General features: G+C 66.5%; 6 protein-coding genes. 5 read left to right on the forward strand and 1 reads right to left on the reverse strand.

Annotated elements, in window-relative coordinates:
* Nucleotides 1–58 precede the first annotated feature (58 nt).
* The 4 genes from DES47_RS27825 (at nucleotide 59) to DES47_RS27840 (ending at nucleotide 3,889) form a co-directional block, all read left to right on the forward strand.
* Complete coding sequence (locus DES47_RS27825) at nucleotides 59–805, forward strand: ABC transporter ATP-binding protein (protein WP_133704051.1); 747 nt, start codon at nucleotides 59–61, stop codon at nucleotides 803–805.
* 103 nt (nucleotides 806–908) lie between these two features.
* Nucleotides 909–1,916, forward strand: coding sequence for a branched-chain amino acid ABC transporter permease (locus DES47_RS27830; RefSeq protein ID WP_243748490.1), 1,008 nt, complete (start codon nucleotides 909–911; stop codon nucleotides 1,914–1,916).
* A 10-nt stretch (nucleotides 1,917–1,926) separates the two neighbouring features.
* On the forward strand, nucleotides 1,927–3,006 hold the full coding sequence (locus tag DES47_RS27835) for a branched-chain amino acid ABC transporter permease (RefSeq protein ID WP_133704052.1): 1,080 nt from the start codon (nucleotides 1,927–1,929) through the stop codon (nucleotides 3,004–3,006).
* 43 nt (nucleotides 3,007–3,049) lie between these two features.
* Nucleotides 3,050–3,889 (forward strand): alpha/beta fold hydrolase, encoded by an 840-nt coding sequence (locus DES47_RS27840; protein WP_133704053.1) that lies wholly within the window; start codon nucleotides 3,050–3,052, stop codon nucleotides 3,887–3,889.
* A 6-nt stretch (nucleotides 3,890–3,895) separates the two neighbouring features.
* Here the strand turns inward: DES47_RS27840 and DES47_RS27845 are convergent, their stop codons facing one another.
* The gene (locus DES47_RS27845) at nucleotides 3,896–4,429 is read right to left on the reverse strand and encodes a response regulator (protein ID WP_166652226.1); all 534 of its coding nucleotides are present in this window, start codon (nucleotides 4,427–4,429) and stop codon (nucleotides 3,896–3,898) included.
* Nucleotides 4,430–4,918: 489 nt separating this feature from the next.
* Here DES47_RS27845 and uvrA point away from each other — a divergent pair, with 489 nt between their 5' ends.
* On the forward strand, nucleotides 4,919–10,567 hold the full coding sequence (gene uvrA / locus DES47_RS27850) for an excinuclease ABC subunit UvrA (RefSeq protein ID WP_133704055.1): 5,649 nt from the start codon (nucleotides 4,919–4,921) through the stop codon (nucleotides 10,565–10,567).
* The last annotated feature ends 137 nt before the right edge of the window (nucleotides 10,568–10,704 follow it).

Raw genomic sequence — 10,704 nt, forward strand, 5'->3', positions numbered from 1 at the left:
CGTCCGAAGGGGCGAATTCCCGCTTGGCGGGACAGCGCGTAGCGCGAAGGGTGCACCAATGAGTTCCTTGCTGAGCCTGCAAGGCGTGCACACGCATATCGGCGCGTATCACATCCTCCACGGTGTCGATCTCGAAGTGCCGGCCGGCGAGCTGACGATGCTTCTGGGCCGCAACGGCGCCGGCAAGACGACGACGCTGCGCACCATCATGGGCCTGTGGCCGGCCTCCAAGGGCCGTATCGACTTCGACGGCCGGGCCATCGGCGGCGCTGGCGTGAAGGCCTCGACACCCGACATCGCCTGCAGCGGCATAGCCTACGTGCCCGAGAGCATGGGCATCTTCGCCGACCTGACGGTGCGCGAGAACCTGCTGCTGGCCGCGCGCGGCGCGCGCAGCATTGAGCAGATCGACACGCAGCGCCTGGACTGGTTGTTCACGATGTTCCCGGCGATCAAGAAATTCTGGCTCTACCCGGCCGGCAAACTCAGCGGCGGGCAGAAGCAGATGCTGGCCATTGCCCGGGCGCTGGTCGAGCCACGCCGGCTGCTCTTGATCGACGAGCCCAGCAAGGGCCTGGCGCCTGCCATGGTGCGCAATATGGTCGCCGCGCTGCGCGAGCTGAAAGCGACGCAGACGACGGTGCTGCTGGTCGAGCAGAATTTCATGGTCGCCCGCGAGCTTGGGGATGGCGTGGCGGTGATGGACAACGGTAGCGTCGTCCATGCCGGTCGCATGGCCGAGCTGGCGCAGGACGACGAGATGCAGCAGCGGCTGCTGGGCCTTTCACTGGCGAGTCACCAATGAGTCTGGTCGCCCGGATGCAATCCGGGGGCCCGGCTGGCCATAGCCCACTGCGCCGGATTGCATCCGGGCTACGGATGCTGCCTGTGCACCAATGAGCACCACTATGAATTCAACCGGCGAGATCGCCATCCCCAAGGCCAGCTTCGACTGGCTGCCTCTGGCCCTGGTGCCGCTGCTGGCGCTGGCACTCTTGCCCTTCATCGGCTCGCCATCGACCTGGTTGACCTTGACGGTGGCAGGTCTTGCCATGGGTTTGATCATCTTCGTCATCGCCTCCGGCCTGACCCTGGTGTTCGGGCTGATGGATGTCTTGAATTTCGGCCATGGTGTGTTCATTGCGCTGGGGGCGTTTGTCGCCACCTCGGTGCTGGGCGGCATGTCGGCCTGGATGGGTGCGCCGTCGCTGCTCCTGAACCTGGGCGCGATCTTCGTCGCCATGCTGGTAGCGATGAGCGTGGCCGCCGCCGTGGGCCTGGCCTTCGAGCGGGTGCTGGTGCGGCCGGTCTATGGCCAGCATCTGAAACAGATCCTGATCACCATGGGCGGCATGATCATCGGCGAGGAGCTGATCAAGGTGATCTGGGGCCCGCAGCAGATTGCGTTGCCGCTGCCCGAAACGCTGCGCGGCGCCTTTCTGTGGGGTGACGCTGCGGTCGAGAAATACCGGGTGCTGGCCGTGGCCATAGGCCTGGCGGTGCTGGGCGTGATGCTCTACACCTTGAACCGCACCAAGATCGGCCTCCTGGTGCGCGCCGGTGTGCAGGACCGCGAGATGGTCGAGAGCCTGGGCTACCGGATCCGCCGACTGTTCATTGGCGTGTTTGTCACCGGCTCGGCGTTAGCCGGTCTGGGCGGCGTGATGTGGGGCCTGTACCAGCAGAACGTGACGCCGCAGATGGGCGCTCAGGTCAATGTGCTGATCTTCATCGTCATCATCATCGGCGGCCTGGGCTCGACGCTGGGCTGCTTTGTCGGCGCCTTGCTGGTCGGCCTGCTGGCCAATTACACCGGCTTTCTGATACCCAAGCTCGCGCTGTTCTCGAACATCGCGCTGATGGTGGCGGTGCTGTTGTGGCGGCCGCAGGGTTTGTATCCCGTGACCAGCCGCTGAGGAGCCGCAGATGTTGAACCGACTTCTCTCACACGATCTGCCGCGCAATCGCTGGCTCGCCCTGCTCCTCATCCTGATGCTGCTGGGCCTGGCGCTGACACCTTTCCTGTTCCCCGGCACCAAGGCCTTGAACGTCGCGGCCAAGATCATCGTGTTCACGCTGCTGGTGGCCAGCTACGACCTGCTGCTGGGCTATACCGGCATCGTCAGCTTCGCGCACACGATGTTCTTCGGCATAGGCGCTTACGGCGTGGCGATTGCGAGCACGCGCATGGGGCCGAGCTGGGGCGCGTTGGCCCTGGGCGTGGGCGGCGCGCTGCTGCTGTCGCTGGTTTTGTCCCTGGTCATCGGCCTGTTCAGCCTGCGCGTCAAGGCGATTTTCTTCGCGATGATCACCTTGGCCGTGGCGGCGGCCTTCTCTACCCTGGCCTCGCAGCTGTCCGACTGGACCGGTGGCGAGGACGGCCTGAACTTCAAGGTGCCCGAGGCCCTGCAGCCCGGCACGCAGTATCTCGAAGACCCGCTGTGGGGAGCCTCAGTCGATGGCCGTCTTTTGACCTACTACCTGCTGTTCGTCACCGCGGTGCTGCTGGTGCTGGCTCTGCTGCGCATCGTCAATTCGCCCTTCGGCCGCGTGCTGCAGGCGATACGCGAGAACGACTTCCGCGCCGAGGCCATAGGCTACCGCACCGTCATCTTCCGCACGCTGTCGAATGTGCTGGCCGCGCTGTTTGCCTGCCTGGCCGGTGCGCTGCTGGCGATCTGGTTGCGCTACAACGGGCCGGACACCTCGCTGTCCTTCGAGATCATGCTGGACATCCTGTTGATCGTCGTCATCGGCGGCATGGGCACGATGTATGGCGCGCTGATCGGCAGCGTGCTGTTCGTGCTGGCACAGAGCTATCTGCAGAACCTGATGAGCCTGGCTAGTTCGGCCCTGGGTGCAGTGGATGGTGTGCCGCTGCTGTCGCAGCTGATCTCGCCGGAGCGCTGGCTGCTGTGGCTGGGCGTGTTGTTCGTGCTGGCCGTCTATCACTTTCCTTCGGGTGTTGTTGGCCGGCTACGTGCCAGCGGCCGCCAGCCGCGCTGACGGCATCAGCTCGGAATCATCTGTCGCTGCCGAGGGATCGCCCATGACATTCACCTCCCACTACCTCCAATGCGAAGGCCGCGAGCTCCACTACACCGAGTGGGGCGCCGGGCACGGCGAGACCGTGATCGCCTGGCACGGCCTGGCCCGCACCTGCCGCGATATGGATGAACTGGCCTCGCATCTGGCCACCCGCTACCGCGTGATCTGCCCAGACACCATAGGCCGCGGCCTGTCGCAGTGGAGCCCGGATCCTGACCGCGAGTACTGCCTGGACTTCTATGTGCGCCTGGCCATCTCGCTGGTGGATCAGCTGGGGCTGAGCGACTTCCACTGGGTCGGCACCTCGATGGGCGGGGCCATCGGCACTTTGGCTGCGGCCACCACCCTGCGCGGCCGCATCCGCCGCCTGGTGCTCAACGACAACGGCCCGCAGCTGGCCGAGGCGGCGATCGCACGCATCCGCAGCTATGCCGGCAACCCGGCGGCCTTTGCCACGGTCAGCGAGCTGGAACAGTACTTCCGCACCGTCTACAAGCCCTATGGCTGGCTCAGTGATGCGCAGTGGCGCCGGCTGACCGAAAGCTCGGTACGCCGCCTGCCCGATGGCCGCGTCACGCCGCACTACGACCCGGCGATGGTGCAGCAATTCATCCAGCACCCGAATGACTACGATCTGTGGGACGCCTGGGACAGCCTGGACCTGCCGGTGCTGTGCCTGCGCGGCGAGTCGTCCGACCTGCTGCTGGCCGACACCGCCGAGGCGATGCGCCAGCGCGGGCCCCGCGCTGTGGTGGCGACGATTGCCGGCTGCGGCCATGCGCCAGCGCTGAACGTAGCCGATCAGATCGGCCTGGTGGAGCGCTTTCTGGCCGGCGAATAGAGCCGATCAAGGCCTGGCGGGCATCTCGGGCAGACACAGCCAGCGGCTCAGGCGCTGACGCAGGGCCATGAAGTCCAGCGGCTTGGTCAGGTGCTCGTCCATGCCGGCGTCCAGGCTGGCGCGCACATCGCTGTCCAGCGCATGGGCGGTGAGGGCGAGGATGGGGAAGGTGGCCAGATCGCCGGCCTGTTGCAGCGCGCGGATGCGGCGCGCGCACTCCAGGCCGTCCATGCCCGGCATCTGGATATCCATCAAGACCAGATCGGGGGCGGTCTGCTGGCACAGCGTCAGTGCCTCCAGGCCATTGCCGGCCAGATGGCATTGCAGACCCATCAGCGACAGAAACTCCTGGGCCACGACCTGGTTGATCAGATTGTCTTCGACCAGCAGCACCAGAGGCGCGGCCCCCTTGACCGCCGCAGCGCTGCACGGGCAGGGCTGGGCCACCGGGGCGCTGGGCGGCTGCGCATCGCTCTGCGACCACAGCGAGGCAAGTGGCCGGGTCGAGCTGGGGCGCTGGGCAAGAGTTGAGGCGTTCATGCTTCTCTGTTCGATGCTGATCCGGTCGTCGGGCGCTGAGCGGTCTGCCAAAAGCAGGAGCCGAGCCCTTGTTCTTGAGACCAGGGTGAGTGGCCGCCGCGGCGCTGAAGAAGGCCGGCCGGCCACCGGTTCGGCCCAGACCTTGCGGGGCCCCGACCGAGGCACCATTGTTGCCTGCGGATCCGCCATCCGCAAATTTTTACAGGGCTGGACTATGGGGGATGGACAAGCCGACGTGCATCTGCTTGGCTGGCTCCACGGACGGTGCAATGGTCCGCGGCCGTCAGTGCTCACTCATGTGAAGCTCGCCAATTTCAGTGATGAGACTGTATATATAATCAGTTGTCACCTGGCCCCGAGCAGCAAGCACGGATACCGCCGCCAGCCGCCATCCGGCCCGCTCGCGATTGCATCTCCTTACAAGCTCGGTGGATGGTCAGGCTGCCTAGAATGTCCGCTCCCCCCACCCCGCACAGCACCTCAGCCGCCATGTCCGAAGGTCTTATCCGCATACGCGGCGCTCGTCAGCACAATCTGAAGAACCTGGACCTCGACATTCGCACCGGCGAAATGACGGTGGTGACGGGGCCGTCCGGCTCGGGCAAGTCCAGCCTGGTGTTCGACACGCTGTATGCCGAGGGTCAGCGCCGCTACGTCGAGACCTTCAGCGCCTATGCCCGCCAGTTCCTCGATCGCATGGATCGCCCGGCCGTGGACCGTGTCGACGGCGTGCCGCCGGCCATCGCCATCGACCAGACCAACCCGGTGCGTACCTCGCGCTCGACAGTCGGCACGATGACCGAGCTGAACGACCACCTGAAGCTCTTGTTCGCCCGCGCCGCTCAGCTGTTCGACCGCAAGACCGCGCTGCCGGTGCGCCACGACACGGCGCAGACGATTTACGCCGATCTGCTGGAGCGCAGCGCGGCCCAGGCGAATCCACCGCGGCTGATCCTGACCTTCCCGGTCGAGCTGCCGGCCAACACCAGCGCCGAACAGCTGGAGCAATGGCTGACGGCCAGCGGTTTCACCCGCATCCAGGCCGAGCGCGAGATCGACACGGACCAAGGGAAACACAAGTTACTGGATGTTGTTGCAGACCGCTTCCGCATCGCCACTGTCGACAAGCAGCGGGCGATGGAGGCGATCGAACTTGCGCTGAAGCGCGGCGGCGGCCGGCTGATCGTCTATGCGCAGGGCGAGGAGGGCACCGAGCCCGAGCTGTGGCGCTACTCCACCGGCCTGCACTGCCCCGAGAGCGAGTTGCGCTATCTGGAGCCGCAGCCGCCGCTGTTCTCTTTCAACTCGGCGATGGGCGCCTGCGAGACCTGCCGCGGCTTCGGCCGCGTCGTCGGCGTCGATCTGGGCCTGGTGATTCCGGACGAGAAGAAGACGCTGCGCTCCGGCGCGATCAAGACCATACAGACGCCGGCCTGGAAAGAGATCCAGGACGATCTGCTGAAGTACGCCGGCGATGCCGGCATCCCGCGCGACACGCCCTGGAGCCAGCTCAGCGCCGCACACCGCGACTGGGTGCTGAACGGCTCGCCGCACTGGAACGGCAACTGGAACAAGCAGTGGTACGGCGTGCACCGCTTCTTCGAATACCTGGAGAGCAAGGCCTACAAGATGCACATCCGCGTGCTCTTGTCCAAGTACCGCAGCTACACGCCCTGCGGCGTTTGCGGCGGTGCGCGGCTGAAGCTGGAGCCTTTGCTGTGGCGCATGGGCGGAAAGGAGCAGGCCGACGGCGTGCTGGCGCCCGAGCTGCGCTTTCTGCCGCGCGGCGCCGACTGGTCGCGCGCGCAGCTGGAGGCGCTGCCGGGCCTGAATCTGCACGACCTGATGCAGCTGCCGATCGCGCGGCTGCGGGCCTTCTTCGACGGCCTGCAACTGCCCAGCACGATGCTGGACGACGCGCTGAAGCTGCTGCTGGATGAGATCCGCACGCGGCTGCGCTATCTGGTCGAGGTGGGCATCGGCTATCTGACGCTGGACCGGCAGAGCCGGACGCTTTCCGGCGGCGAGGTTCAGCGCATCAACCTGACGACGGCGCTGGGCACTTCGCTGGTCAACACGCTGTTCGTGCTCGACGAGCCCAGCATAGGCCTGCACCCGCGCGACATGAACCGCATCGTCCAGGCCATGCACAGGCTGCGCGATGCCGGCAACACGCTGGTCGTCGTCGAACATGACCCGGCCGTGATGCTGGCCGCCGACCGGCTGATCGATATGGGCCCGGGGCCTGGCGAGCGGGGCGGGCAGATCGTCTTCGACGGCACGCCCGAGGCGATACGCCAGGCCGACACCATGACCGGCAACTACCTCGGCGCTCGCAAGCACGTGGGCATGGGCATACGCCGTCTGGTCGAGCCAAACACGCCGCGGCTGATTCTGGAAGGTGTGCGCGAGCACAACGTCAAGAACCTGACGGTGGAGTTCCCGCTGCAGCGACTTGTGGTCGTGACCGGTGTCTCCGGCTCCGGCAAGTCCACACTGATGCAGGACGTGCTCTACCCGGCGCTGGCGCGGCACTTCGGCATACCGACCGAGGCGCCGGGCACGCATGACCGGCTGCTGGGCGCCGACTGGTTGAGCGATGCGGTCTTCGTCGATCAATCGCCGATCGGCAAGACGGCGCGCTCGAATCCGGCCAGCTATGTCGGCGCGTTCGACGAGATCCGCAAGCTGTTCGCCAATCTGAGCATGGCCAGCCAGCGCGGCTACAAGGCAGGCACCTTCAGCTTCAATGCCGGCGACGGCCGCTGCCCGACCTGCGGCGGCTCGGGCTTCGAGCATGTGGAGATGCAGTTCCTCAGCGATGTGTATCTGCGCTGCCCGGATTGCGACGGCCGGCGTTTCCGTGCCGAGATCCTTGAGGTCAAACTTCCCCGTGACGAACGCGAGTTCAGCGTCGCCGACGTGCTGGAGCTGACCGTCAGCGAGGCCGTCCACGTGTTCAAGAACGACCGCGAGGTGCTGGCCAAGCTGCAGCCCATCGTTGATGTGGGCCTGGAATATGTGAAGCTGGGCCAGCCGGTGCCCACGCTCAGCGGCGGCGAGGCGCAGCGGCTGAAGCTGGCCGGCTTCCTGGCCGAGGCGGCCAGCGGCTCGCGCCAGCCGATCGCGCGCAAGGGCACGCTGTTCCTGTTCGACGAGCCGACCACCGGCCTGCATTTCGACGACATCGCCAAGCTGATGCGCGCGCTGCGCAAGCTGCTGGCGGCCGGCCACTCGCTGATCATCATCGAGCACAACCTCGACGTGATCCGCTCGGCCGACTGGATCATCGATCTGGGCCCCGAGGGCGGCGACGCCGGTGGCGAGCTGGTCTGCGTCGGCACGCCGGAGGATCTGAAGGAGCACGCGACGTCGCACACCGGTCTGGCGCTGCGCGAGTACGCCGAGGCGCTGCATGCGCACAAGGTCGAGGAGGGCGTGCCGCTGCAGGCGCTGTTGCGTCGCGCCCGCCAGCCGTTGGACGAGAACATCCGCATCGTCAACGCCCGCGAGCACAACCTCAAGGGCATGGATGTCAACATCCCGCGCGGCAAGTTCAGCGTCGTGACCGGCGTCAGCGGCTCGGGCAAATCGACACTGGCCTTCGACATCCTGTTCAACGAGGGTCAGCGCCGCTATCTGGAATCGCTGAACGCCTACGCGCGCTCCATCGTGCAGCCGGCGGGCCGGCCCGAGGTCGATGCGGTCTACGGCATTCCTCCGACCGTGGCGATCGAGCAGCGGCTCTCCCGCGGCGGGCGCAAGAGCACGGTGGCCACCGCTACCGAGGTCTGGCACTTTCTGCGCCTGCTCTACGTCAAGCTGGGTATCCAGCATTGCGTCAACGACGGCACGCCGGTGCGGCCGCAAAGCGTCGAGTCGATCGCTGCGCAACTGCTCCGCGATCACAAGGGCCAGCATGTGGGCCTGCTGGCACCGCTGGTCGTCAACCGCAAGGGGCTGTATACCGACCTGGCCAAATGGGCCAAGGCGCGCGGCCACAGTCATCTGCGCGTCGATGGCGAGTTCGTCTCCGTCGACCCCTGGCCGCGGCTGGACCGCTTCAAGGAACACACCTTGGAGCTGCCGGTCGGCGACCTCAAGGTCACGGCCGACAACGAAGCCGAGCTGCGCGAGCTGCTGGCCAAGGCGCTGGATGTGGGCAAGGGCGTGATGCATCTGCTCAGCCCGCTGACGGGCCTGCATGCGGCGCTGGCCGACGGCGACTCGACGGCAGGCATAGGCGCGGTCAAGGTGTTCTCGACCAAGCGCGCCTGCCCGAGCTGCGGCACCAGCTACCCCGAGCTGGACCCGCGCATGTTCTCGTACAACAGCAAGCACGGCTGGTGCACGACCTGCGTGGGGACGGGTCTTGCCCTGACCCGCGAGCAGCGCAAGGCTTTCGACGACTCGGTCAAGGACGACGACAACCGTGGCCGCGAGCAGAGCTTCCCGGCCGAGGAGGCCGAGGTCGAGGGCCTGGTCGATCAGCCCTGCCCGGACTGCCATGGCGCACGGCTGAACCCGACCGCTCGGGGTGTCAGCTTCGAGGACAAGAGCATTGCCGACGTGGCCGCCTGGTCGGTGATGGACGCCCGTACCTGGGTCAATGGGCTGGAACTGCTGGGCCGTGATGCCGAGATCGCCCGTGACGTGGTCAGCGAAATCAAGAGCCGACTGAGCTTCCTCGAGGAGGTGGGCCTGGGCTATCTGACGCTGGATCGCGCCGCGCCGACCTTGAGCGGCGGCGAGGCACAGCGCATCCGCCTGGCCGCCCAGCTGGGCAGCAACTTGCAGGGCGTCTGCTACGTGCTGGATGAACCCACCATAGGCCTGCATCCGCGCGACAACCAGATCCTGCTGAGGGCCCTGCAAAGCCTCAGCGACCGCGGCAACACGCTGGTTGTCGTCGAGCACGACGAGGACACGATACGCAGAGCCGATCACATCATCGACATCGGTCCGGGCGCGGGAAAGCGCGGCGGCAACCTGGTGGCGCAGGGCACGGTGGCCGATCTGGCGCTGCAGCCCGATTCGCTGACGGGCAGGCTGCTGAAGCACCCGATGCTGCATCCGCAGCAGCCGCGGCGTGCCGTCACCATCGACGACCCGCATCTGCTGATCGTCGAGGCCAAGCTGCATAACTTGCAGAACGTCAGCGTGCCGGTGCCCTTGCAGCGACTGGTCGGCGTGACCGGCGTCAGCGGCTCGGGCAAGTCCACCCTGGCGCGCGATGTGCTGCTGGCCAATCTGCTGCAGGTCGTCGGCCATCGCAAGCCGTCTCCGGTGTGGCAAGGCTGCGCCGAGGTGCTGGGCTGGGAAACTGTCGACCGTGTGCTGGAGGTCGATCAGACGCCGATCGGCAAGACACCGCGCTCCTGCCCGGCCACCTACATCGGCTTCTGGGACCCAATCCGCAAGCTGTTCGCCGAGACGCTGGAATCGAAGGCCCGTGGCTACGCGCCCTCGCGCTTCTCGTTCAACACCGGCCAGGGCCGCTGCCCGGGCTGCGAGGGGCAGGGCATGAAGACCATAGAGATGAGCTTCCTGCCGGACGTGAAGATCCTTTGCGACCAATGCCACGGCCAGCGCTTCAACCCCGAGACGCTGACCGTCACCTGGCGTGGACGCAGCATCGGCGACGTGCTGAGCATGGAGGTCGATGAGGCGGTGGAGTTCTTCGCGCCCATGCCGGCCATCGCCCACCCGCTGCAACTGCTGAAGGACGTGGGCCTGGGCTATCTGACGCTGGGCCAGCCCTCACCGACGCTGTCCGGTGGCGAGGCGCAGCGCATCAAGCTGGTCAGCGAGCTGGTCAAGGTGCGCGACGACATCACCCGCCGCGGCCAGAAACCGCCGCACACGCTCTATGTGCTGGACGAGCCCACGGTGGGCCTGCACATGGCCGACGTCAGCAAGCTGATCAAGGTGCTGCACCGTCTCGTTGGCGGCGGCCACAGCGTGATCGTCATCGAGCACGACCTGGACGTGATGGCCGAATGCGACTGGATCATCGATCTCGGCCCCGAGGGCGGGCGCAGCGGTGGCGAGATCGTCTCGACGGGCACGCCGGAGGACGTTGTGGCGAGTGGCAGCCACACCGGGGTGGCCCTCAAGCCAGTCTTGGCGCGCGTGTAGCCCGGATGAAATCCGGGGCCAGCGTTGCATCGCGCAGCAAAGCCCCGGATTGCATCCGGGCTTGTATGTTCGGGGCAGCACCTTCAGACGCAGCGACTGAGGGTGCCGAGGTGGAGGGACTATCCGGGCTATCTGCC

The sequence above is a fragment of the Roseateles toxinivorans genome (assembly GCF_004362525.1).
GTDB classification, from domain to species: Bacteria; Pseudomonadota; Gammaproteobacteria; order Burkholderiales; family Burkholderiaceae_C; genus Paucibacter; species Paucibacter toxinivorans.